The following is a 22,863-nucleotide window of genomic DNA, read 5'->3' as shown; positions in this document are numbered from 1 at the left end:
GGGTGGCATCTCAGCCCGCCGCCGCGAGGCCGAGGCGCACGGAATGAAGGAGAAAACGTGAAACGAAGGAGCTGTGAGGCGGATGGCGCCTTCGAAGCGCGCGATCTCCTTCATTTCACGTCATGCCCACGGCCGGTCAGCCCGAACGTCGGCACCCCGGCGTAGGGTCGCAACATGAGCAGCACAGCATCCGGAGAAAGTCATGGAGTGGTCCCCTCCTACCTGCTCGCGCGCCTGGCCGAGTCGGGGCGTTTCCCCAAGGCCGCAGCCGCCGCGCGGCAGACGCTCACGGCGGGCCGCCCGCCGTTCCGCGCGCGCATCGACCTGTCGATCGACGAGAACGGCGACCTCGTCGCCCAGCTTTCGGATGCTCCGAACCGCACGATCAGCGACGCCGGCAACACGCAGCAGCTACCCGGAGCGGTGGTGCGTGGCGAAGACGACGGCCCGGTGGAAGACACCGCGGTGAACGAGGCCTTCGACGGGCTCGGCGCCACATTCGAGATGCTGCTGGCCGCATTCCAGCGCAACTCCCTCGACGACGCCGGCGCCCCGCTGGACGCGACCGTGCACTACGGCGTCGACTACGACAATGCGTTCTGGGACGGCGAGCGCATGGTGTTCGGCGACGGCGACGGTGAGGTGTTCCAGGGGTTCACCGGTTCGCTCACCGTCATCGGACACGAGCTCGCGCACGGCGTCGTGCAGCACACCGCGAACCTCGAGTACCAGGGACAGCCCGGGGCGCTGAACGAATCTATCGCCGATGTGTTCGGAGCCCTGACCGAGCAGTACGCCCTCGGCCAGACCGCCGACCAGGCGACCTGGCTCATCGGCGCCGAGATCTTCACCGATGCCGTCGAGGGTGCGGCGCTGCGCTCGATGATCGCACCCGGCACCGCCTACGACGACGACGAGCTCGGCAAAGACCCGCAGCCCGACCACATGAGCGGTTTCGTGCGCACGACCGAAGACAACGGCGGGGTGCACATCAACTCCGGCATCCCCAACCGCGCCTTCGCCCTGTTCGCGACCGACCTCGGCGGCAAATCCTGGGAGCGGGCGGGCACGGTCTGGTACCGGGCTCTCACGGGAGGCCTGCCGAGCACGGCGACGTTCACGGAATTCGCCGACGCCACGGTCGCCGCCGCCACCGCGCTCGACGATGCCACGGCCGAAGCGGCTCGACGCGCCTGGAGTGCCGTGGGAGTCTATGAGGATGAGCGAGTCCCCTCCACCGACTGACACGCACGTCGTGATCGCGGTGGTGCGCACCGGCGGCATCGCGGGCATCCGTCGTCAGTGGCGGGTGGAAGCCGAGCCCGACGAAGCCGGGGAGTGGATCGACCTCATCGACGGCTGCCCGTGGGACGAGGAGACGGATGCCGGCACCGGCGCCGACCGGTACGTCTGGAGCATCCGGGCCCGCACACCCTCCGAGCGCCGGGAACGCGACGTGCCCGACTCCGCTCTCGACGGCCCCTGGCGCACCCTCGTCGAAGCGGTGCGCACGGCCGCCAGGCGCTGAACCCGCATCCGCTCCGGCTCCCGATCAATCCGGTGTGAATCCGGCCCCGTCGCCGCCGGGCAGGTTCACAATGGAGACCATGGGACTGTTCCAGCAGAAGCCGGAAGAACAAGAGAACCAGTGGGTGCTGCCCTCTGAGCCGCTCGAGCGCACGGAGGCGGACGTGCTCGACACGGCGCCCGTCGTCGACCCGCTCTCGATCGGACTCGGCGCGGAGACCAGCGGCGACCTGAGCTCGGTCCTGTTCCCGGTCGCACCTCCCGCCCCCGAGGCCGAAGAGGACTGACCTGCACCACGTCGCAGTTGCGCCACCGCGACGCAGGGCAACCATCGATTGACTGCGACCCGAGTGCGAATCGACGAGGGGCTGCGCGGCTACGGTTGAGGGATGACGATCACCGCCGCCGCAGACGGCTCCGCCCTGGGCAACCCCGGCCCCAATGGCTGGGCCTGGTACATCGACGACGCGAACTGGGCTGCGGGCGGTTCCCCACACGGCACCAACAACCAGGGCGAGCTGCGCGCGGTCCTCGAACTGCTGCTCGCGACCGCCGGCACCGACGAGAAGCTGCTGATCGAGTGCGACAGCCGCTACGTGATCGACTCCGTGACCAAGTGGATGCCGGGCTGGAAGCGCAAGGGCTGGCGCAAGTCCGACGGCGGGCCCGTGCTCAACCGCGACCTGCTCGAGGGCATCGACGAGGCGATCCGCGGCCGTGACGTCGAGTTCTCGTGGGTCAAGGGGCACGCCGGACACCCGCTCAACGAAGCGGCCGACGAACGCGCGAATGCCGCCGCCAAGGCATACCAGGCGAAGCAGGAACCGCGACGAGGACCGGGCTTCACGAGGGGAACGGATGCCGGCGCTGCCGTATCCGGATCCGCGTCCGTCGCCGCATCCGCACCGTCCGCATCGGCCGGTTCCGCGGCTGCCGGGACGAGTTCCGCGGGCGCGAGTGCGGTCACGACCGAGGACCGCGCCCGCTCGACCGCGGCAGCGGCAGCATCCGCCCCCTCTCCCGCCGCGGCCGCCTCGCTCGCGGAGCCGCTCTGGGCCGAGGCATCCGATCTGCTCGACGGCCTGGACTCCCCCGACGACGACCCGATCGAGCTGCGGATCCCCCTGTCCTCCGACGAGCACGCCCGCCTGCGCGACCGCGCCGAAGCACAGGGCGTCTCGCTCGAAGAAGCCCTCCGCCGCCTGATCTGAGCGTGGCTGCCGAGGCGTAAACTCGCCCCATGTCGACTCCTGCCCGCACCATCGGCCGCATCTTCCTCGGCGCCTCCCTCGTCTTCGCGGGCGTCTCCCACCTCACGGTGGCTCGTGAGGAGTTCCAGGCCCAGGTGCCTGAGTCGCTCCCGCTCGACCCCGACACGACCGTGCTCGCCTCCGGCGTGGCCGAGGTCGCGCTCGGCTCTGCTCTGCTGCTGGCACGACGCCGTCGGCGCACGGTCGGCACGATCGCCGCGCTGTTCTTCGTCGCCGTGTTCCCCGGCAACGTGGCGCAGTGGATGCACCACCGTGACGGTTTCGGCCTCGACACGGACATGAAGCGTTTCGTCCGGCTGTTCTTCCAGCCTGTGCTCGTCGCACTGGCGCTGTGGTCGACCCGCGAACCCCGACGCTGACACGCCGACACAGGGTCATCGGCGCGGACCCACGCCCGTCGGGACGGGCGCCCTCTGCGGCGCGACGGAACCTCGGAGGTCCGATCCGTAGACTCGGCGGATGAGGAAAAGGCGGGTGACGCAGCGGTGAAGGCGCGTACCGCCTTCGGCCTGCTCCGCCTCGGCGCTGCCGCCGTCTGCCTCGTGGCGCTCATCCATCGACTGAGCTGGGGGCTCGCGTCGCACACGATCGCGAGCCAGAACTTCTTCGCCTACCTGACCAACCAGTCCAACATCGCGTTCGTCGTGCTGCTGACGATCGCGGGGGTCATCGCTCTGCGCGCGGCGCGGGATCCGCGGTGGCTCACGGTGGCACTGGCACTCGTGCTGACCTGGACGATCACCGCCGGACTGGTGTTCGCGATCCTCGTCTGGCAGGCCGGCATCCGCGGCATCCGCATCGATGTGCCGTGGTCGGATCAGGTGTTGCACTTCTGGCTGCCGGCGCTGACGGTGGCGGCATGGGCCCTGGCGCCCGGCCACCGATCGGTGCCGTGGCGGGTGGTCCCGGTGTCCCTCGCCTACCCGGTGCTCTGGGGGGTCGCGACGATGATCCGCGGGCCGATGATCGGCTGGTACCCCTATTACTTCCTCGACCCGCGACAGGTGAGCGGGCCGCTGGAGTTCCTCGCCTCGGCGGCGATCGCGCTCGGCAGCTTCGCCGTGGTCTCGACCGTGCTCGTGCTCATCAGCCGGATGCCGCTGCCGAGACGGCTGCGGACGGATGCCGACGACGACCCCGACGCGCCGGACGACTCGCCTGCGGTCGACGGGGAGCACGTGCCGGAGGAATCCGCGCGGGAGACGGCGACCGCGCGGAGCTAGACGCGTCAGACGTCGCGGCGCCGGACGGCGCGGCGACCGTGGAACCGGCGCCAGACGACGACGGCGGTCAGATCCAGAGCGTGAGCGAGGCGAGGGCGGCTTCGAGGGCCGCCTTCTCGTCGAGGGCGGCGAAGTCCGCGGCAGCGGTTCCTCCGACGAGGCCCACGAGCACGTTCTCTCCCGTGGATGGCTGCAGGTTGATCCAGGTCGGGATCAGCACATCGGCGCCCACGGCGTGCCAGATCGACTCCTCGCTCTGCCAGAACGGCTCGTCCCACCGCAGCCAGACGGTCTCGATCGCACCCATGCCGAGGGCGGCGATCGCGCCGCGCTGCGAGAACGGGAGCGCCGGGTCGAACTCGATGCTGCGCTTCTGGAGCACGCCCAGCGGCACCGTCACGACGACCCGGTCGAACGACAGGGCCTCACCGGTGCCGAGGCGCACGCTGACGCCGGAGTCGTCGTACGCGATGCGAGCGACCGGGGAGCTCAGCCCGACCTGCACGCCGTCGAGCGCGTGTTCCACGAACGGGGTGAGGTCGTCGCGGGCCGCCTTCGGCTCACCGGTCGGCAGCGGCGGGGCCAGCCAGCTGGAGAGCGCATCGGCATCGGCACCAGTGCGGGTGGCGAGGATCGCGAGCAGTGCGGCGGTCGCGGGGTCGGCGGGATCGACGCCCGCCACGGTCAGGGCTTCGGCGACCGAGGAATCCTCGGGGGCCGCCTGCGCCGTGGTCATCGCGGCGGTGAACGGCTGCGGGTCGACCGGGTCGATGTCGGCATCCGGTGTGCGCCAGAGTTCGCCGGTCAGCTCGTCGATGCCGACATCGCCGCTGGTCAACTGATCGAGGACCTCGGAATCGTCTTCGCCGAAGAGCCAGGCGCCGAGCTGCACCGGCACCGGCCACGAGTCGTCGACCTGCGAGTGGACGCGTCCGCCCACGCGGTCGCGCGCCTCGAACACGGTCACCTGCACGCCGCGTTCGGCGAGCAGTGCCGCAGCCGTGGCGCCCGCGAGGCCGGCGCCGACGACGGCGACCCGCTCGCCGGAGCTGCCCGGGATCATGAGTTCCTCCGCGGCGCGCGCACCGGAGGCGATGGCCCCGCGCACCGTGCCGGGAGCATCCTCATCGGTCGCCTCGCCCGCGAAGAACACGCGGTCGTCGATGGGCAGACCCAGCGCGGTGCGGGTGCCGGCGACGACCCCGACGGGGGTGAAGCTGGCGGCGCCGAGGGCGAACGGGTCGGTGCTCCAGGTGCTGCGGACGCTGCCGGCCGGCGCGGGAACTCCGGGCGGAGGCTCGGGTTCGCGGGTGCGCGTGGGCGTCGGCGTGGGCGCGGGTTCGGGGGTGCAGGAGGCGAGAAGCACCGAAGCGACGCCGGCTCCGGCGCCGAGGAGCAGAGTGCGGCGCGTGATCCTCATCGTGTCGCCACTTTATCCCGAGCCGGGCGGTTCTCGATCCCGCCGAGCGGTCTGGACCCTCCGCCGATGCGACACAGAACGACGGCGCGGGTAACCCGGCGTAACCGCCGGTAACCCCTCGACTCCCCCGCCGACCGGTTCTCGCACCTCACATAGCGTTTCACCACCAAGACCCCCACACAGCAAGGAGAGGCCATGACGGCATCCCGAAATCGGTTGCTCGGAGCGATCGCGGCGACCGTGCTCACCATCACGCTCGCCGCCTGCTCGACGAGCACCGGCGGCTCCCCCGGCCCCACCAACAGTGACGAGCCCGAAGCGGGAGGAACACTCAAGGTCGCTCTCAACGCCTGGGCGCCGACGAACCTCGACCCCCACCAGCAGGGGAACTCGAATGACCCGCTCATCTTCCGTGCGATCTTCGACACTCTGTTCTGGCAGAAGGAGGACGGCACCTTCGAGGGCTTGCTGGCCGAGTCGTACGACCTCTCCGACGACGGCCGCGTGTACACGATCCACCTGCGACCCGACATCACGTTCCAGGACGACTCACCGCTCACCGCCGAGGTCGTGCAGCAGAACATCGAGCACATCTTCGATCCTGCGACGGCGGCGCCGCTGCAGGCGTCGTACCTCGGGCCCTACGAGAGCTCGAAGGCCATCGACGACCTGACCCTGGAGATCACCCTCTCCGAGCCGTACTCCGCACTCATCAACGTGCTGTCGCAGGCGTACCTGAGCATCATCTCGGGGAAGCAGCTCACCGAGGCGCCCGAGACGATCGTCGATCACCCGATCGGCACAGGACCGTTCGAGGTCGTCGACTGGCGGGCGGACGAGTCCCTCACTCTTGAGCGCAACGACGACTACGCCTGGGCGCCGGAGTCGGATGCCGGGAGGACGGGCGCCGCCTACCTCGACGGCATCGAGATCAGCTTCGTCGCCGAAGACAGCGTGCGCTACAACGGCCTGGTGGCCGGCGACTTCGATGTCATCGACTGGACTCCGCCGCAGAGCGTGGAATCGGTGCTGAGCAATGACAGCCTCGAGTTCACCAAGTTCGACCGTCCCGGCCACCCGTATTCGCTGTGGCTCAACGAGAACAATGCTCCTCTCGACGACCAGGCGGTGCGGCAGGCGATCTTCGCCGGCCTCGACCGCAAGGCGATCATCGACGCGGTCTCGTTCGGGCAGTGGACGGTGGCGGATGGCTTCCTCGTTCCTTCGACGCCGAACTACGCCGAGAACAGCACCGCCACGTTCACCTACGACGTCGATCAGGCCAACGAGATCCTCGACGACGCCGGCTGGTCCGAGGTCGACTCCGACGGATTCCGCACGAAGGACGGCGAGCGCCTGTCGCTCTACTTCCCGACGACGGGCGACGTGACGCAGGCCAACCAGATCCTCGAGATCGTCCAGGACCAGCTCAAGGAAATCGGTGTCGAGGTGCAGATCGATCTGCTCTCGTCCGAAGATCAGCAGGCCCGCGTCGCCGCAGGCGAGCAGGACATCAGCGCCGGCATCTGGACCACGAACACCGCCGACGTGCTGTTCATCAAGTACAGCTCGACCGAGGTCACGACGCCTGAGCGCCGCGGGACCAACCAGACCAACACCGCCGATGCGGAACTCGATGAACTCGTCGCGGCGGCACGGGCATCGACCGACGCCGACGAGATCGCGGATCTGTACGCACAGGCGCAGGAGCGCCTGACCGAGATCGTCCCCTCGATCCCGCTGTACTACCGCCCCTCGCTGGTCTCGTCGCAGGACAGCGTGCACGGTCTCGCATTCGACCGCGCCTACGGCAACCTCTGGTTCTACAACACCTGGAAGGAGGGCGCAGGTTCCTGACCGGAACCCGTCAGCTCCCCGCCGGGATGCTGCCGCCGGATCACACGACGATCCTCCGGCAGCATCCCGCGCCCATCACCCCTGACCTTCCGTCGGCGACCATCCCCCGGAGCCCCATGACCTCGACACGAACCGCCCACCACGTGGCCGGGTATCTGCGCCATGCGGCGCTGCGCGCCCTCGCCGGCATCGGAGTGCTCTTCGGCGCCATCAGCCTCGCCTTCGTGGCCCTCTACGTCCTCCCTGGAGACCGGGTCTACGCCGTCGTCGGCGGCGCGGAGGTCAGCCTCACCGCCGATCAAGAAGCGGCGATCCGCGAGCAATACGGTTTCGATCAGCCGCTCTGGGTGCAGTACGGCACCTACCTCGGACGGCTTCTCACCGGAGACCTCGGCACCTCGTATCAGCGCGACCTTCCGGTCGTCGACATCATCGGGGAGCAGCTCGGCCCGACGCTGCAGCTCTCCGGAGCAGCAGCGGTCGTCTCGATCGTCCTCACCGTCGCCGTCGCGCTGCTCACCGCGAAACGTCCGATCCCGCACCGCGTCTCGTCGGTCGTCGAGATCTTCTTCCTGTCGGCACCGGGATTCTGGATCGGCATCGTGCTGCTGACGATCTTCTCCTACTCCCTGCACCTGCTGCCGTCCGTCGGCAGCGACGGCCCCGCGACCCTGGTGCTCCCGGCGCTGATGATCGGTCTGAGCACTGCTCCCGCTCTCATCCAGGTCTTCCGCGGGGCATTGGAGGACGCCCTCGACGAGCCGTTCATCATCACCGCGCGCACGCGCGGTGTGAGCGAGGTGACCGTGCGGCTCCGTCACGCGCTGCGCCATGCGCTGATCCCCCTCAGCACGCTCTCCGGCTTCCTGATCGGGGGCCTGCTCGGGGGTGCGGTGATCGCGGAGACGCTCTTCAGCCGGCAGGGCATCGGCCGCGTCCTGGTGACGGCCGCGAATGCGAGCGATGTCCCGCTCGTTCTCGGACTCGTGCTCCTGGCCGCGGCCGCCTACGTCGGCGTCAACTTCATCGTCGACCTGCTCTACCCGCTCATCGACCCGCGCATCCGAACGGAGGCACACGCATGAGCGTGACAGAACTCGCCCGACCCAGTCTCGTCCTCGAGCAGATGCCGACCACCCCCGTGGACGAACAGCGCCCCCGGCGGCGCGCCCTTCGCGGATACCCGGTCGGTTTCTGGATCTCCGTCGCCTTCTTCGCCGTCGTCGTGGTCGCGGCCATCGCACCCGCCACCCTCGCCCCCTTCGATCCGCTGTCGACCGACACCTCGAACGTCCTCGCGCCGCCGAGCATCGCTCATCTGCTCGGTACCGACGAAGCCGGACGCGATGTGCTCAGCCGCATCATCTACGGCGCCCAGCCGGCGCTGTTCCTCGGCATCGGCGCGACGATCATCGCGCTGGGGATCGGAAGCCTGATCGGGCTCGCCGCCGGACTCGGCAATCGGTTCCTGGATGCTCTGCTGATGCGCGTGACCGATGTGTCGCTCGCGTTCCCCGAGCTGCTGCTCGCTCTGCTCATCATCTCGATCTTCGGCGGAGGGCTGCTCAACACTCTGCTCGCGATCGGCATCGCGGGAATCCCCAGCTACGCCCGACTCGTCCGCGGCCAGACCCTCGCCATCCGCAATGCGGGCTATGTCGAGGCTGCGCGCGGCATCGGTCTCAGCCCCACGCGGATCGCTCTGCACCATGTGCTGCCCAATGCGATCCGCCCGGTGCTCGTGCTCGCGACGATCGGCGTCGGCACGGCGACCCTCGCCGGAGCGGCGCTCACGTTCCTCGGTCTCGGCGTCGCACCCCCCACCCCTGAGTGGGGATCGATGCTGTCGATCTCACGCAACTTCCTCGAGCGAGCCTGGTGGTACGGCATCTTCCCCGGGCTGACGATCACCGCTCTGGTCGTCTCCACGACCACGATCGGCCGAACACTGCAGCGACGTCTGGAGGGAAAGCGATGAGCCGACCCCTTCTCGAAGTCGCCGGCCTGCGGATCGCTTTCGGGGGCCACTCAGATCGCCTCGATGTCGTCCACGGGATCTCGTTCTCGATCAACGCCGGCGAGACCCTCGCGATCGTCGGCGAATCCGGCTCCGGCAAGAGCGTCACGGCACGCACGCTCGTCGGGCTCACCGGCCCGGACAGCGGCGTGAGCGCGAGTACGCTGCGCTTCGGCGACCACGATCTCCGGACGGCCTCGAAGCGCACCTGGCGCGGCATCCGCGGAGGCGAGATCGGGTTCGTCCTCCAGGACGCGCTCGTCTCGCTGGACCCCCTCCGGACGATCGGCCGGGAGATCGAGGAGCCGCTGCGCGAACACTTCGCATGGGACGCCGCGCATCGGCGCGAGGAGGTGCTCGCGCTGCTCCGCGACGTGGGAGTGCCCGAGCCGGAGCTGAGACGTCACCAGCTCCCCCACGAACTCTCCGGCGGCCTGCGCCAGCGAGCCCTGATCGCCAGTGCCATCGCGGCACGGCCACCGTTCCTCATCCTCGACGAAGCGACGACCGCGCTGGATGTGACCGTGCAGGCGCAGATCCTCCGCCTGCTCGAACAGTTCAAGGAACAGGGGCGCACGCTCCTGCTGATCACCCACGATCTCGCCGTCGTCTCGCAGATCGCCGACCGCGTGATCGTGATGAAGGACGGAACGATCGTCGAGACCGGCACGACCGCCGACGTGTTCGCCGCAGCCGAACACCCCTACACCCGCCGGCTCATCGCCTCGATCCCCTCGCACCGCCCACGGCGGGCCGCGACCGTCGTGGATCGTGCCGCACCCGAAGCCGGGCCGGGCCCCTCGGCCACCGTCGCCGTGGCGCAAGTGGACCACATCAGCCGCACGTTCCGCCTTCCCGGCTGGTCCGAGCTGCGGGCGCTCGACGATGTCTCCTTCACCCTGCACCCGGGTCGCACGCTGGGGCTTGTCGGAGAGTCCGGATCGGGCAAGACCACGGCGGGCCGCATCCTGTTGGGCCAGGAGAGAGCGGATACCGGAGAGGTCCGAGTCGTCGGCACCCGCTGGGCGGATGTCGAGCGACGCGAGCGATCCGCTCTCCGTCAGCGCATCCAGGCCGTGTATCAGGACCCGCTGAGCTCATTCGATCCCCGGCATTCGATCGATCGGATCCTGACCGAGGCGGTCGGGGTGCTCGGTCGCCACGATCGCACCGGCCGTCGGCTGCGCGTCCGTGAGCTCCTCGACCACGTCGAGCTGAGCGCGCAGCTGCTCGAGCGGCGACCGCTGCAGCTTTCCGGTGGACAGCGCCAGCGCGTCGCGATCGCCCGCGCTCTCGCCCTGGAACCGACGATCATCGTCGGCGACGAACCGGTATCGGCTCTGGACGTGTCGATCCAGGCGCAGATCCTCGATCTCCTCGTCCGCATCCAGCAGGAGACGCAGGTCGCCCTCTTGCTGATCTCGCATGATCTCGGCGTCGTGAACGCGATCAGCGATGAGGTGCTCGTGTTGAAGAACGGCAAGGTCGTCGAGCACGACTCGGTGTCGAACGTCTTCGACCGCCCGCAGGCCGACTACACGAAAGAGCTCCTCGCGGCTATCCCGCGTATCCACGGCGCTCCCCCGCCCATCTCCCCCACGATTGGAAGCACCATATGACCGCCCCCACATCGACCGCACCGGTCAGCACCTACCAGCGCCTCGCCGAACGGTTCCGTCCGGTGTTCGCCGAGATCGCCTCCGGCGCGACGGACCGGGAGATCAACCGCACGCTCCCCTTCGAACAGATCCGGCTGCTGCGAGATGCCGGATTCGGGGCCGTCCGCGTGCCCGAGGAGTACGGCGGCGACGGGGCATCCGCGGTGGACCTCTTCCGTCTGCTCATCGAACTCGCCAGAGCCGACTCCAACGTCGCCCACATCTGGCGCGGACATTTCGCCTTCCTCGAGGTGCGACTCACGCATGAGAATCCGGAGTACCGCCGGCATTGGGGGGAGCAGGCCGTCGCCGGCGTGGTGGTCGGCAATGCACAGAGCGAGCCGGGGAGCGGGGCACCGACCGAGAGCAACACCGTCATCACCGAGAAGGATGACGGCGCCCTCGTGCTCAACGGTGAGAAGTACTACAGCACAGGCACGATCTTCTCGGACTGGGCGAACGTCACCGCGCGATACCAGGATCATCACGCCACCATCGCGGTTCCGCTGAATGCCCCCGGCGTCACGATCCACGACGACTGGGTCGGGTTCGGCCAGCGCCTGACCGGAACCGGGACGACCGCCTTCTCGGAGGTCGTGGTCGATTCCGCACACCTCACGGTGTACTCGCCCGGAGCGCGCGACCGGAGCTACATCTCCGGCTTCTACCAGCTCTTCCTCCTCGCCGTGGTGGCCGGCATCGGGCATGCGGCCGTCGACGATGCCGCGGACTACGTGCGCTCGCGCACGAGACCACTGCTCAGCGGTGCGGCGGCGCAGGACGACCCGTTGTCGCAGGCCGTACTCGGCAGAGCTGCGGGATCCGCCTTCGCGGCCGAGGCGGCCGTGCTGCACGCCGCGCAGCGGATCGACGATGCGTACCGCGCTGCGCTGGACGGCGTCTCGGAGAGGGAGCCCTTCGAGGCGGCCGACGTTGCCGCCTACGCGGCGCAGATCGCCGTGATCCCCCTGGTGCTGTCGGTGACCACGGATGTCTTCGACGTCGGCGGATCGTCATCCGTCGCGCAGAGCCGAGCGCTCGACAGGCACTGGCGCAACGCCCGGACGATCGGCGTGCACAACCCGATCGCCGCGCGACAGCGCGCGGTCGGGCACCGGGTGCTCTTCGGTGCACTGCCCGATCCGTTCGCCGAGCGTGAGGCGCGGGAGAGCGAAACGGATGCCGTGCAGGATGCTGCGTCCGATGATGCCGCGGCCGGTGCCGCGGACGAAAGTGCCACCGTCTCGGAGAGCGAGGGCATCGCGTGAGCGAGCGTGATCGGCCTCTCGTCCTGAGCCTGTTCGAGATGGCATCTCCCGTGCACCTGTCGCACGGGCTGTGGACTCACCCGCTGGATCAGCGTCACCGCGTCGCCGACATCGGGTTCTGGCGCGAGCTCGGCTCCCTGCTCGAGTACGGAACGTTCGACGAGCTGTTCCTCGCCGATGTGCTCGGCGCGTACGACGTGTTCGACGACGGACTCGGCACCGCCGTGCGGGAAGGTTTCCAGATCCCGGCGCTCGATCCCCTCATCGTGCTGAGCGCGCTCGCGGACGCCACCGACCACCTCGGGCTGGTCGCGACGTTCTCGACGACCTACGAGCCGCCTTTCACGTTCGCGCGACGGCTCGCCACGCTCGATCACCTGTCGAATGGGCGCATCGGCTGGAACATCGTCACCTCGTACCTCACGAACGCGGCGAGGAACTTCGGTCTCGCGGATCAGATCGAGCACGACGCCCGGTATGAGATCGCCGACGAGTTCCTCGAAGTCGTGTATCGCCTGCTGCTGCAGTCGTGGGATGACGACGCGATCACCGCCGACCGCGACCGGCGCGTCTACGCCGAGCCGGACGCCGTGCGCTACATCGACCATGTCGGCTCTCGGTTCCGCGTGGCCGGCCCCAGCCTGACCGCACCCAGCTCCCAGCGCGTGCCCGTGCTCTTCCAGGCTGGCAGCTCGCTTCGGGGGCTCTCCTTCGCGGCGAAGCACGCGGAGGTCGTGTTCGTCGGCGGATCGACCCTCGACGACATCCGTGCGAACGTCGACGCGATCCGCGCGCAGGCGGCGGAGTTCGGTCGCGATCCCGACACGATCTCCTTCCTCGCGGGCGCGCACGTCGTCGTCGCGGAAACCGAGCAGGCTGCGCGCGAGAAGGCAGCGGACTACGCCCGATATCGCACACCCCGGGAGGCTCTCACGCAACCTGCCCGCACCCCCGACCTGAGTCGCTACGAGCCGACAGAGCTCGTCGAACACATCATCCGACGCGAGGATCACGGGTACCGGCTGCTGATCCGGGAGTGGCGTCCGGGGCAGACGGTCGGCGAGCTCGTCGCGAAGGCGGCGAGCGCGCGGAAGGGCATCGCAGGTGACTGGTCGATCGTCGGCGATCCGGTGCAGGTCGCCACCCGGCTCGAGCAGATCGCCGACTACGCCCACCTCGACGGTTTCAACTTGAGCCAGGATGTGAGCTTCGAGTCGGCGCGCGACTTCATCGAGCTCGCCGTGCCGGAGCTGCGGCGACGCGGTCTCGCCCGATCAAGCTATCGCGACGGGGAGACGCTGCGGGAGCGTCTGTCGCGCGACCGGTCCGGAGCCCGTCCGCACCCGACCCACCCCGCATGGCAGGTGTCGTCACCCGTGCGGTGAGCAACTCAGGAACACTTTCCGTCGGAACTCGAAAACCGGCCGGTCCCTGGGCGGACCGGCCGGTTTTCCTGAGTTGTGAACGCGGTGCTGGGGTCAGACGGCGAGCAGCTCCCGCTCCAGGCGGGCGAACGACGACTCCATGCCGTCGGCCATGCCGGTGGCGAGGATCATGTCGCGCGTCTCCTTGTCGGGGTACTCGATGAGCACCGTGACGAGGGTCGCGCCGTCCTCCTCATACAGGTTCAGATCGTTGAGGGTCTCAGTCGGCATGCCCTGCATCCGCTCGGTGGTGACCGCGCGGCGCGGGGCGTCGATCAGGAGCGCCTCCCCCTCGAAGCCGAACGGCTCCCCCTCCGTGTCGCCGACCGGCGCCCACGAGTTCCGGTACGACTGGCCGACCTCGGTGGCGGCGACGCACTCCGTCATCTCCCAGCCGTCGGGGCCGAGCATCCACTTGCGGATGAGCTCCGGCTCGAAGTGCGCGCGCCAGACAAGCTCGCGCGGCCCTTCGACCAGACGGGTGATGCGCACGTGGGTGTCGTCGAGCAGCTCGACCCTGGTGCCCTTGCCCTGCGCGTATTCGCGGAGGTCCTGCAGCACGGCATCCAGCTGCGCCATCGCCATCTTGATGCCCTCGACCTGGCCCATCTCGACGACCTGCTCGAGTGCGTCGACCGAGTCGAAGTGGCTGGTCGTGACCATGCGGGTGCCCTCGGCGGTGGGCTCGAACGAGAACGACATCCGCTGCGCGGGGAAGCCCTCGAGCGGCTTGCCGGACTCGTCGACGAAGGAGTCGATCACCTCGAAGGAGTTCGGTGCATCGATCGAGAGGAACTCCCACGACCCGGACGACTTCTCGCCGCGCGGGCCGTTCATCGAGTAGACCGCGCGTCCGCCGACGGTGTGATCCCAGGCGGTGAAGGTGGCCGGCCATCCGGGAGGCCCCCAGAAGCGTTCGAGCTGGCGCGGATCACTGTAGGCGCTCCAGACCCGCTCGATGGGTGCGGCGAAGTCGGCGACCACAGTCATCGTGAGGTTGTCGGCATCGGTGGTGACGTCGGTGACAGGCATTTCAGTCTCCTTGCTCGTTCTTCTGGGTGTCGCTGTTGTCGGATGCGCCGGACCGAGGCGTCTCGGCCAGCAGGTCGTCGAGTCGGGCGATGCGCGACCGCCACAGCTCTTCGTATCGGGCGAGGAGCGCCCTGGCGCGGGCGATCATCTCGGGGTTCGCGCGGACGAGCCGCTCGCGTCCCTCGGCGCGCTTGACGATGAGGTTCGCGGCCTCGAGCACGGCGACGTGCTTCTGCACCGCCGCGAACGACATCTCGTAATCGGCGGCGAGGGTCGAGACCGACTGCTCACGCTCGATCGTCCGGCGCAGGATGTCGCGCCGGGTCGACGTCGCCAGTGCGTGGAAGACACGGTCGACCTCCGCTTCGCTCAGTTCTCTTTGTGCAACCATTTGGTTGTACGTTATGCCTGTGCGGCGGGGATGTCAAGAGGTGATCGTGTCTGCGTGTCGAGCGACGCCGACGGCCTTCCTGCGCATCGGGCAGAAGGGGACTCTGTCCAGAGGGGAGGAGTAACGGCGAGCGGGAGGACGAATCCTGCATCACGACATCGCCACCGGAACGCGTGATTCCGGTGGCGATGCGGCTGATACGACGCTGTCGATCAGTTGAGGACGAATGCGTATTCGACGGAGTTTCCCGCCAGATCGTATGCGACGAGGACGTTAGCACCTGCGACAGCGCCGAAGACGCCGGGGCGTAGCCCGTTGACGTCCGACCAGACGTCATCCGTGAGGTTCTTCACCTTCCCGTTGATCTCCACCTTGTCGATACGGCCGACATCGTGGAGCTTGAGGCTGAGTCGGTCATATCCCTCCCCTGCAGAGACCGTCTCGCCAACGCCGGACTTCACCACCACGGTAGGTGCTGTGCGGTCCACCGTGAAGGCGAATGAGCCGGTCGCCGAGACGTTTCCCGCCAGGTCATGCGCGTTGTACCTCACTGTGTAAGCCCCGTCGTCCAGCTCCGGCGCCGCGGCATGGGTGGCACGCGACGCTCCGTCGAATGCCGTCTGAGTGCTGGTGACGAGCGACGCCCCGCGATAGATGTTGGCGACGACACGTCCGACGCCGAAATCATCTTCCGCTGTCACCTCGATTCTCAGATCGCGGAGGGGTCCGGCAGTCGTCGGATCGACGAGGGAGGCTGTCGGCTTCGTCTCGTCGCCTCTCTCGATGAGTGTGTTGCGCGCAGGATCGATATCGAACGCACTGATCTCCGCGCCACGGACAAGATTGTTCTCGATGATGTTGTCCACCGCGCGTGAGGGCAGCCCGGATTCTTGGTTGCCTGGCAGAGCGTGGCGATCGGATACCCCATACGGCATCCGACCCGAGTTCGAGACGATCGTGTTGTGGCGCACCACATTGCCCTGCGGCCGTGCGTCGTGGTCGAGGTTGGCGAAGAAGGAGAAGGCCCCCTCGAACATGATGCCGGTGCCTGTCGTGGCATCCGGACCCCAGAACTCCCGCCAAGCCTGCGCGCCGAAGCCGCCCCCGGAGTCGACGATGTGATTGCCTTCGACGACATTGCCTCGAGTCGAGGAGTGATCTGCTGCGGCCGTCGTGCCCGCCGTGATCCAGATGCCCGTCAGGCCTGTCGTTCGAACGGTGTTGAACCGGACGATATTGTCTCGGACATCGTTCACGAGCTTGATCCCGGGACCGTAGATGTCCACCACCGTGTTGTGCTCGATGATCGAGCGCTGCGTTCCCCGGTATCCCTGCTCGGTCCGTTGCGCGATGTCCGCGGCAGAACGATCGGGGACGTTCTTGCCTCCGCCGATGTCGATGCCTTGGCCGGCCAGCTCGACGTAATTGTTGCGCACGGTTCCGTCGATGCTGCTGATGACCGCCAGACCCGCACCTTGAAAGTTCGTATAGGGGTCATCATCGTCGAGGAAGCGCTTGGTCTCGATCACGGAGTTGTTCTCGATGACGTAGTCCTTGCAGTGCGCGAGCGTGAGCCCTGTCCCCTTCACCATCGTGATCACCCCGGCCGCGTCGGTCGTGGTGCGCTGATAGTCGCGGATTGTCACGTTGCGCACAACCACGTCATGGCACGGCGTGAGGTCGGAGGTGTCCTCGAAACGCCCGGCGATGAAGATGGCCGAGTTGAGTCCGCGGTGGTCGAGAATCGTGATCCCGTCGATCGTGATGTTGTCGGAACGGTAGATCTTGATCGCGGCGTCTTCGGTGAGGTGAGTCGGTTCGTCGCGCTGGAGCGCGAATCCGGTCAGCTGCACCTCCGAGAGGAAGTCGCCCTCGATGCGGTTGGTCCCGTTGAGGACGAGCGTGGAGTCGGCACCGCCGGTGAGCCCTCCGCCGCTACGGAGGTCGAGGTTTCCCGTGACTCGGAAGGTGCCGGGCCCGAGATCGACGAGACCACCTGTGTCGAGGGCTGCCTGAAGTGCGGCCGTGTCGTCTGCGGCGCCGTCTCCGGCGGCACCGAAATCACGCGGATCCACGGTTGTCGGCGCGGCGAGCGAGGCGTACCGTCCGCTGACGGACGTCTCCGTTGTCCCATCGGAAGCGGAGGCGCTGGGAGCCGCGGCGACGAGCCCGAGGGCTGTGACCGCCACGGCGATCACGGCGACGGGACCGCTGCTTCGGCGCCGATTCCTAACGCGCATCAGTACTCCCCGCATCCGGTCGCGTCGCACCACGGTGTGGTGTCATCGCGGAAACTCGCCTTCAGCGCACCGACGATCACATTGTTCTTCACTGTGTTCCCGACGTTGTTGAGGTCTTCCCAGATGCCGTATTCCATCCGGTGAGGTGAGTAGGTGTCGATGATGACGTTGTGCTCCACACGGGTGTTGGTCACGGGAGCCCACTCCGAGTGGTAGCCGTGCAGCGAGATGCCGGCGCGAGGGATCTCCGGGAACGGATGAGTCGTGCGATCCTGCGAGCCCGCGTTGACGACGGTGTTGAACGTCACGGAGTTGTTCTCGGTCGGTCCGTTGCCAGCGATCGATGATGCCCCGTTGAAGACGACGATTCCCGCGAGTTGAGCCCGCAAGACGTAGTTCGCGGTGATCTCGTTGTTTCGTGAGCCGTTTCCCATCTTCAGGCCCCACCCGGAGATGTCCGTGGCTCGATTGAATCGGATGGTGTTGTTCTCGGCGGCACCGAGATCGATGGCTTCGCCGACATTGCGGATGACGTTGTGTTCGACGATCACGTCGTCGCCGGTCAGGAAGATTCCGTCCGACTGCAGGCGCGGGCCACCATCGAGGTCCTCGATGCGGTTGTGGGCGACGAGGCCGTCGTCGGACATCCGGATGTAGATGGCATCGATGGAGATCGGGTCGCCGTCCGGAAGGATACCGGGATCGTCGGCGGAGTAGCCGTGCAGATGATTGTCGGTCACCGTGAAGTCGCGAGAGTTCAGGAGTTCGATTCCCGACCGAGCACTGATACCGGTGATCTCGACCCCGTCGATGCGCAGTCCGTCGACGTTCTCCAGACGGATGCCGTCGGCGATGGAGTTGTTGACGAAGTCCTTGTCCAGGACGAAGCCCTCGAGAGTGATGTCGGCATCCCCACCGGCCGGATCGGCATTGAGGATGGTGTCCACATCGGCAGTCTGGTGCAGGGTCGCAGCGCCTGAGAGACCGCTGCCTCCGGGGACACGCAGGGTGTCGCTGAGCAGATATCGCCCTGAGTCGAGCGCGACGACGCCGCATCCGGAGGACAGCGCGGCTTGGAGGGCGGCGGTGTCGTCGACGCCGTCGTCAGGCACGGCTCCAGATCCGGCTGCGTCGCAGGCTGTATCGGCGATCGCTGGGGCCGGTGCAAGAGTGACGAGTGTCAGCGCAAGCATGCCGGCGAGGGCGGCGGTGAGGGGCTTGCTTCGTGCGGAGTTCTTCTCTGAGCCGGTCATGTGCTCTCCTTCGAGCCATCGGACGATATCTGCCGCTGCGGCAACCGGGCCAACGATAGGACAGGTCCGACGATTCCGCAATCGTTAACGCAATCGTTTCCTGTTTTGCTCGGCCCAGGTTATTTGGTCACCGGGACCGGCCCCTCGAGGCCGGTCCCGGTGCTGACTACTGATTGAAAGCGAAGTTCCGCGCCGGATCGATGCTGTCCCTGGCCAGGGACCACCCGGAGATGGAGTTGGAGATGATGTAGTTGTTGTACGCGTACTGTTGCCCCGTCTCGCTCTGCGTTCCCGCGTCCGTGATCCCGTACGGCATGTCGCCCGTGGTGCTCGTGATCGTGTTCCGTGTCACCGTGTTGTATCGGGGTCGCGGATCAGCATTGACGTAGGGGCCGTTCGGGTTCACGATCTCGAAGACGATGCCCGAACCGGCGGCATCCTGAAGCCACGCGGCCCCGCCGGGTCCCGTACCCGGGTCGGTGATCGTGTTGCCGCTGATGATGTTCTCCCGGGTGATCGAGAGGTCCTTCGCAGCACTGTTGCCGGCAGTGATCCACACGCCGGTAAGACCGGGGTTCTCGATCACGTTGTCCGTGATCGAATTCCCTGTGGCTCCATTGACGAGCTTGATCGCCGGTCCGTAGATGTCTTCGATCAGGTTGTCATGCACCGAGACGAAGGTCGACCCGCGGAACCCCTCCGTAGTGTCCTGATTCGTGTCATCCGTCGAGCGGTCGGGCACGTTGTAGCCGCCTCCAATATCGATGCCCTGCCCGGCATAGTTGACATGATTCTGAGACACAACCCCGTACTTCGAGCTCGCTACCGTGATGCCCGCGCCTTGGAAGTTCTGATAGCTGTCTGTCGGGCCGATGAACCGCTGGTTCTCGATGACCGTGTTGCCTGAGACATCGAACACCTTGCAATGCCCCAGCAGCACGCCAGTGCCCTTGATGCCCTGCCCCGAGCCCGCGCCAAGGCCTCCCGCTTCGATGCGTTGATAGTCCTGGATGTTGTTGTTGGTGATGCGGATATCGGAGCAGGTGTTGGCGTCAGAGGTGTCTTCCCAGCGGCCGAGCACGGAGATCGTCGGAGACGTCGTCCTTGTGCCCGTGATGGTGAGCCCGTCGAACGTGACACCCGACGAACGCCAGAGTCGAATCAGGCTCTTGGTCGCCGTGTTCGCCCCGACTGATCGCTTGATCTTCATCGTGGTGAGCGAGACGTTGTCCGCTCCGTCACCGAAGAACTCGTAGTCGCCTTCGACGTCGATCACCGACGTGGCCCCGACGCCGCGAAGCCACGAACTCGTGGTCAGGGTCAGATTGCCGGTAACTCGGTAGGTGCCGGCGGGCACGTCAACCCGTTCCCCGGCGTCGAGTGCAGCCTGGATCTCCGCCGTGTCATCGGCTACGCCGTCGCCGACCGCGCCGAAATCCGACTTGAGGTCGAGGGTGACCGCCGCCGCAGGGGCAGCGGGTGCAAGCAAGGATCCGACGACGACGAGAGCGCCCACGGTAACTGCTCCCGCGACGGCTGTTCCGATGGACTTCCTTGTCCTTTGTATGACCACGAGGTGTTTCCTTCCATTTTCGATTGGCCGCATCGTTGCGGACGGGGTGTCGGGACCGACACGTCTATGTATCGATTGCAGGAACGACTGCGCGAGCGACCGCGCGGATCAGTTCCGGTTGAGGGTGGCCGAACGGAATCCGACCACCCTCAACCGGGCGCTCACGCTGTCATCGCGCGGGATTCAGTACTCTTCACAGGTCGAATCGGTGCACCACGGCGTCACATCGTCCCGGATCTGCTGTTTCGCTGCTCCGATGATGACGTTGTTCGAGATCGTGCTGTCGACGTTGTTCAGATCCTCCCAGATGCCGTACTCCATGCGGTGCGGCCGGTAGGTGTCGATGATCACGTTGTTCTTCACGACGCTGTTGGCTACCGGGGCCCATGCACTCAGGTATCCGTGCAGGGAGATGCCCGCTCGCGGAATGAAGGGGATGGCGTGAGTCGTCTTGTCTTGTGAACCCGTGTTGAGGATCGTGTTGAAGCTGACCTCGATGTTCTCCGTAGGGCCGTTGCCTGCGATCGTCGACGCGCCATTGAACACGACGATTCCGGCGAGCTGGGCACGCTCCACGTAGTTGCGGGTGATGACGCTGTTACTGGAGCCGTTGCCGATCTTCAATCCCCAGCCCGAGATGTCGGTCGCTCGGTTGTATCGGACGGTGACGTTGTCGGCAGCACCGACGTCGACGGCCTCGCCGACGTTCCTGATGACGTTGTACTCCACCACGACGTCGTCACCGGTGACGAAGATGCCATCGGATTGAAGACCGGGCCCGCCGACCATGTCCTCGATCCGGTTGTGCGACACGGTGCCACCACTCGACAGCCGCACGTATATGGAGTCGATCGAGATCGGGTCCCCGTCGGCGAGGGCGCCGGTCTGATCGGCGGAGTACCCGTGCAAGTGATTGCGAGTGATGGTGAAGTCGCTGGAGCGGAGCAGCTCGATGCCCGATCGGGCACTGATACCCGTGATCTCGAGACCCTTGACCGTCGCACCGTTCACGCGCTCGAGCCGGAGGCCGTCCGCCAGCGAGTTGTTGACGAAGTCCTTCGCGATCTTGAAGCCGTCAAGGGTGATGTCCGAGTCTCCGTTGACGGTGTCCGCATTGAGAATCGTCACGACATCCGCCGTCTGCCGAAGCGTGCCCGATCCCTTGATGCCCCCTCCGCTCGGCACGCGCAGCGTATCGCTCACGATGTAGGTCCCTTTGGGCAGCGACACCACGCCACATCCCGACGACAGAGACGCCTGAATCGCCGCAGTGTCGTCGATGCTGTCGTCGGCGATCGCCCCATGCGAGGTGACCGAGCACGAGGGACTCGCGTGAGCAGCGGGAACAGCCAACACCGACATTGCGAATGCGGCGATCACCGTCCGCCAGATGTGCTTCTGTGTGCGGGCGAACATCATTGTTGGCTCCTTCTCTCACCGGCTCGGCGCCGGCGATCTGTTGAGGACCGACGTGCGCCGTCGATCCGGTCCGTCGCGGACCTACGAGAGGTCCCTGAGGCCTTCGACCGTGTGGCCGGAGATCGTGTTGTCGACATAGGTTGTGCCGACGGTGTACTCATCCACGAGGATCCCGAATTGCATCGTGTGGACGGTCTGGGTGTCCGTGATCTGGTTGTCAGTGATGATCGTGCCGGCAACGGGCGCCCAGAACGGTCGATCGCCGGTGACATAGACACCAGCGCGCGCGCTGCCGGGGAACGGGTGCCCCGCCGTCCCATCCGAACCGGTATCGGTGATCACGTTGCGGTCGACCGTGATGTTCTCGGTGGGGCCGTTACCCGCGACAGTCGAAGCGCCTCCGAAGACCACGACGCCGGACATCTGAGCGCGGGCCACCGTGTTGTACGCGAATGTGCTGTCGATCGAGCCGTTGCCGACCTTGAGGCCGAAAGCTTGAGCATCTTCGATGAGGTTGTAGTCGACGAGAACGTCCTCGGTGTTGCCGAGGTCGATCCCTTCACCGACGTTGCGGATCTCATTGTCGGTCACGTGAACACCTACGGCATTGGAGACGAAGATGCCGTCGGTCTGGAGCGATGGACCGGCATCCATGTCCTCGATCCGGTTCCCGGAGACCGTGCCGTTGTCGGAACTGCGGATGTAGATCGAGTCGATCGAGACGGGGTCGCCGTCGCCGAGCACTCCGGTCGCGGTGGCCGAGTAGTCGTGAAGATAGTTGTCGGAGACGGCGAACGTGTCGCACAGCAACAGCTCGATTCCCGATCTCGCACTGATCCCGATGATCTCCACTCCCGATACGACGATGTCTGTCGAGCGTTCGATCCGGATGCCGTCGGCGAGGGAGTTGTCGACGAAATTCTTGTCGATCACGAACCCGTCGAGGGTGATGTCACTGTTGCCGGCTGCAGTGTTGCTGTTGAGGATGGTCGTGACGTCTGCGGTCTGGTGCAGGACGCCGGGGCCGACGATGCCACCGCCCGAGGGAACCGTGAGCGTGGCAGAGATCAGGTACGCCCCGGCAGGAAGATCGACCGGACCACACCCGGCATCGAGCGCAGCCTGAATCTCGGTGGTGTCGTCGATGCCGTCACCGGCGACCGCTCCGAAATCGACCACGGAGCAGGCGAAGGCATGAGCGGGCTCCGGCGAGCCAATCGCACCGACGGACGCACTGAGCAGCAGCGCACCGGCGATCGACGAAACCGACAGGCGAATGGGATGCATCAT

At 66.9% G+C, this 22,863-nt stretch carries 20 protein-coding genes; 12 read left to right on the top strand and 8 right to left on the bottom strand.

Annotated elements, in window-relative coordinates; translation table 11 throughout:
- Positions 1 to 174: 174 nt before the first annotated feature.
- The 6 genes from CQ034_RS08210 (at position 175) to CQ034_RS08185 (ending at position 4,021) form a co-directional block, all read left to right on the top strand.
- Positions 175 to 1,245 (top strand): M4 family metallopeptidase, encoded by a 1,071-nt coding sequence (locus CQ034_RS08210; RefSeq protein ID WP_105710652.1) that lies wholly within the window; start codon positions 175 to 177, stop codon positions 1,243 to 1,245.
- The gene (locus CQ034_RS08205; RefSeq protein WP_029264107.1) at positions 1,220 to 1,528 is read left to right on the top strand and encodes a protealysin inhibitor emfourin; all 309 of its coding nucleotides are present in this window, start codon (positions 1,220 to 1,222) and stop codon (positions 1,526 to 1,528) included. The genes CQ034_RS08210 and CQ034_RS08205 overlap by 26 nt, the downstream gene beginning before the upstream one ends.
- A gap of 79 nt (positions 1,529 to 1,607) precedes the next feature.
- Positions 1,608 to 1,814 (top strand): hypothetical protein, encoded by a 207-nt coding sequence (locus tag CQ034_RS08200; RefSeq protein WP_105710651.1) that lies wholly within the window; start codon positions 1,608 to 1,610, stop codon positions 1,812 to 1,814.
- Between the two features lie 102 nt (positions 1,815 to 1,916).
- Positions 1,917 to 2,738: a ribonuclease H gene (locus CQ034_RS08195; RefSeq protein ID WP_029264105.1), complete on the top strand. Its 822-nt coding sequence runs from the start codon at positions 1,917 to 1,919 to the stop codon at positions 2,736 to 2,738.
- A 29-nt stretch (positions 2,739 to 2,767) separates the two neighbouring features.
- Positions 2,768 to 3,157 carry a DoxX family membrane protein gene (locus CQ034_RS08190; RefSeq protein WP_046746984.1) on the top strand — a complete coding sequence of 130 codons (390 nt, stop codon included), beginning with the start codon at positions 2,768 to 2,770 and terminating at the stop codon, positions 3,155 to 3,157.
- A 126-nt stretch (positions 3,158 to 3,283) separates the two neighbouring features.
- On the top strand, positions 3,284 to 4,021 hold the full coding sequence (locus CQ034_RS08185) for a Pr6Pr family membrane protein (RefSeq protein ID WP_258134139.1): 738 nt from the start codon (positions 3,284 to 3,286) through the stop codon (positions 4,019 to 4,021).
- A 67-nt stretch (positions 4,022 to 4,088) separates the two neighbouring features.
- Here the strand turns inward: CQ034_RS08185 and CQ034_RS08180 are convergent, their stop codons facing one another.
- A complete protein-coding gene (locus CQ034_RS08180; protein ID WP_105710650.1) occupies positions 4,089 to 5,441 on the bottom strand; it encodes an FAD-dependent oxidoreductase in 1,353 nt (450 codons plus the stop codon).
- Positions 5,442 to 5,636: 195 nt separating this feature from the next.
- Between CQ034_RS08180 and CQ034_RS08175 the strand changes: the two genes are divergently transcribed.
- The 6 genes from CQ034_RS08175 (at position 5,637) to CQ034_RS08150 (ending at position 13,626) form a co-directional block, all read left to right on the top strand.
- On the top strand, positions 5,637 to 7,298 hold the full coding sequence (locus CQ034_RS08175) for an ABC transporter substrate-binding protein (protein WP_105710649.1): 1,662 nt from the start codon (positions 5,637 to 5,639) through the stop codon (positions 7,296 to 7,298).
- Between the two features lie 116 nt (positions 7,299 to 7,414).
- Positions 7,415 to 8,383, top strand: a complete 969-nt coding sequence (locus tag CQ034_RS08170; RefSeq protein ID WP_105710814.1) for an ABC transporter permease — start codon at positions 7,415 to 7,417, stop codon at positions 8,381 to 8,383.
- Positions 8,380 to 9,276 (top strand): ABC transporter permease, encoded by an 897-nt coding sequence (locus CQ034_RS08165; RefSeq protein WP_105710648.1) that lies wholly within the window; start codon positions 8,380 to 8,382, stop codon positions 9,274 to 9,276. Before CQ034_RS08170 ends, CQ034_RS08165 begins: the two co-directional genes overlap by 4 nt.
- Positions 9,273 to 10,934, top strand: a complete 1,662-nt coding sequence (locus tag CQ034_RS08160) for an ABC transporter ATP-binding protein (protein ID WP_105710647.1) — start codon at positions 9,273 to 9,275, stop codon at positions 10,932 to 10,934. The genes CQ034_RS08165 and CQ034_RS08160 overlap by 4 nt, the downstream gene beginning before the upstream one ends.
- Positions 10,931 to 12,241 (top strand): acyl-CoA dehydrogenase family protein, encoded by a 1,311-nt coding sequence (locus CQ034_RS08155; RefSeq protein ID WP_105710646.1) that lies wholly within the window; start codon positions 10,931 to 10,933, stop codon positions 12,239 to 12,241. The genes CQ034_RS08160 and CQ034_RS08155 overlap by 4 nt, the downstream gene beginning before the upstream one ends.
- On the top strand, positions 12,238 to 13,626 hold the full coding sequence (locus CQ034_RS08150; RefSeq protein WP_258134138.1) for an NtaA/DmoA family FMN-dependent monooxygenase: 1,389 nt from the start codon (positions 12,238 to 12,240) through the stop codon (positions 13,624 to 13,626). The genes CQ034_RS08155 and CQ034_RS08150 overlap by 4 nt, the downstream gene beginning before the upstream one ends.
- A 93-nt stretch (positions 13,627 to 13,719) precedes the next feature.
- Here CQ034_RS08150 and CQ034_RS08145 read toward each other — a convergent pair whose 3' ends face one another.
- The 7 genes from CQ034_RS08145 to CQ034_RS08115 all read right to left on the bottom strand — a co-directional run bounded on the left by CQ034_RS08145 (position 13,720) and on the right by CQ034_RS08115 (position 22,863).
- A complete protein-coding gene (locus tag CQ034_RS08145; protein ID WP_105710645.1) occupies positions 13,720 to 14,697 on the bottom strand; it encodes an SRPBCC family protein in 978 nt (325 codons plus the stop codon).
- A 1-nt stretch (position 14,698) separates the two neighbouring features.
- Positions 14,699 to 15,088 carry a helix-turn-helix transcriptional regulator gene (locus CQ034_RS08140; RefSeq protein ID WP_029273822.1) on the bottom strand — a complete coding sequence of 130 codons (390 nt, stop codon included), beginning with the start codon at positions 15,086 to 15,088 and terminating at the stop codon, positions 14,699 to 14,701.
- Positions 15,089 to 15,300: 212 nt separating this feature from the next.
- On the bottom strand, positions 15,301 to 17,328 hold the full coding sequence (locus CQ034_RS19555; protein ID WP_219860778.1) for a glycosyl hydrolase family 28-related protein: 2,028 nt from the start codon (positions 17,326 to 17,328) through the stop codon (positions 15,301 to 15,303).
- Complete coding sequence (locus tag CQ034_RS08130; protein WP_105710644.1) at positions 17,328 to 18,581, bottom strand: right-handed parallel beta-helix repeat-containing protein; 1,254 nt, start codon at positions 18,579 to 18,581, stop codon at positions 17,328 to 17,330. The genes CQ034_RS19555 and CQ034_RS08130 overlap by 1 nt, the downstream gene beginning before the upstream one ends.
- Before the next feature lie 166 nt (positions 18,582 to 18,747).
- Positions 18,748 to 20,097 carry a right-handed parallel beta-helix repeat-containing protein gene (locus CQ034_RS08125; protein ID WP_167381582.1) on the bottom strand — a complete coding sequence of 450 codons (1,350 nt, stop codon included), beginning with the start codon at positions 20,095 to 20,097 and terminating at the stop codon, positions 18,748 to 18,750.
- A gap of 240 nt (positions 20,098 to 20,337) precedes the next feature.
- Positions 20,338 to 21,573 (bottom strand): right-handed parallel beta-helix repeat-containing protein, encoded by a 1,236-nt coding sequence (locus CQ034_RS08120; protein ID WP_091032894.1) that lies wholly within the window; start codon positions 21,571 to 21,573, stop codon positions 20,338 to 20,340.
- Positions 21,574 to 21,654: 81 nt separating this feature from the next.
- Positions 21,655 to 22,863 (bottom strand): right-handed parallel beta-helix repeat-containing protein, encoded by a 1,209-nt coding sequence (locus tag CQ034_RS08115; protein WP_105710643.1) that lies wholly within the window; start codon positions 22,861 to 22,863, stop codon positions 21,655 to 21,657.

The sequence above is a fragment of the Microbacterium sp. MYb45 genome, assembly GCF_002979655.1.
In the GTDB taxonomy this organism is placed as follows: domain Bacteria; phylum Actinomycetota; class Actinomycetes; order Actinomycetales; family Microbacteriaceae; genus Microbacterium.
The sequence above is the reverse complement of the archived record's forward strand: the minus strand, read 5'-3'. Positions and strand labels throughout refer to the sequence as shown.

Excerpts from the sequence above, each read along its gene's own strand:
- CQ034_RS08210 (WP_105710652.1), top strand. The coding sequence starts at position 175 with ATGAGCAGCACAGCATCCGGAGAAAGTCATGGAGTGGTCCCCTCCTAC.
- CQ034_RS08205 (WP_029264107.1), top strand. The coding sequence starts at position 1,220 with ATGAGCGAGTCCCCTCCACCGACTGACACGCACGTCGTGATCGCGGTG.
- CQ034_RS08200 (WP_105710651.1), top strand. The coding sequence starts at position 1,608 with ATGGGACTGTTCCAGCAGAAGCCGGAAGAACAAGAGAACCAGTGGGTG.
- CQ034_RS08195 (WP_029264105.1), top strand. The coding sequence starts at position 1,917 with ATGACGATCACCGCCGCCGCAGACGGCTCCGCCCTGGGCAACCCCGGC.
- CQ034_RS08190 (WP_046746984.1), top strand. The coding sequence starts at position 2,768 with ATGTCGACTCCTGCCCGCACCATCGGCCGCATCTTCCTCGGCGCCTCC.
- CQ034_RS08180 (WP_105710650.1), bottom strand. The coding sequence starts at position 5,441 with ATGAGGATCACGCGCCGCACTCTGCTCCTCGGCGCCGGAGCCGGCGTC.
- CQ034_RS08175 (WP_105710649.1), top strand. The coding sequence starts at position 5,637 with ATGACGGCATCCCGAAATCGGTTGCTCGGAGCGATCGCGGCGACCGTG.
- CQ034_RS08170 (WP_105710814.1), top strand. The coding sequence starts at position 7,415 with ATGACCTCGACACGAACCGCCCACCACGTGGCCGGGTATCTGCGCCAT.
- CQ034_RS08165 (WP_105710648.1), top strand. The coding sequence starts at position 8,380 with ATGAGCGTGACAGAACTCGCCCGACCCAGTCTCGTCCTCGAGCAGATG.
- CQ034_RS08160 (WP_105710647.1), top strand. The coding sequence starts at position 9,273 with ATGAGCCGACCCCTTCTCGAAGTCGCCGGCCTGCGGATCGCTTTCGGG.
- CQ034_RS08155 (WP_105710646.1), top strand. The coding sequence starts at position 10,931 with ATGACCGCCCCCACATCGACCGCACCGGTCAGCACCTACCAGCGCCTC.
- CQ034_RS08145 (WP_105710645.1), bottom strand. The coding sequence starts at position 14,697 with ATGCCTGTCACCGACGTCACCACCGATGCCGACAACCTCACGATGACT.
- CQ034_RS08140 (WP_029273822.1), bottom strand. The coding sequence starts at position 15,088 with ATGGTTGCACAAAGAGAACTGAGCGAAGCGGAGGTCGACCGTGTCTTC.
- CQ034_RS19555 (WP_219860778.1), bottom strand. The coding sequence starts at position 17,328 with ATGCGCGTTAGGAATCGGCGCCGAAGCAGCGGTCCCGTCGCCGTGATC.
- CQ034_RS08130 (WP_105710644.1), bottom strand. The coding sequence starts at position 18,581 with ATGACCGGCTCAGAGAAGAACTCCGCACGAAGCAAGCCCCTCACCGCC.
- CQ034_RS08120 (WP_091032894.1), bottom strand. The coding sequence starts at position 21,573 with ATGATGTTCGCCCGCACACAGAAGCACATCTGGCGGACGGTGATCGCC.
- CQ034_RS08115 (WP_105710643.1), bottom strand. The coding sequence starts at position 22,863 with ATGATGCATCCCATTCGCCTGTCGGTTTCGTCGATCGCCGGTGCGCTG.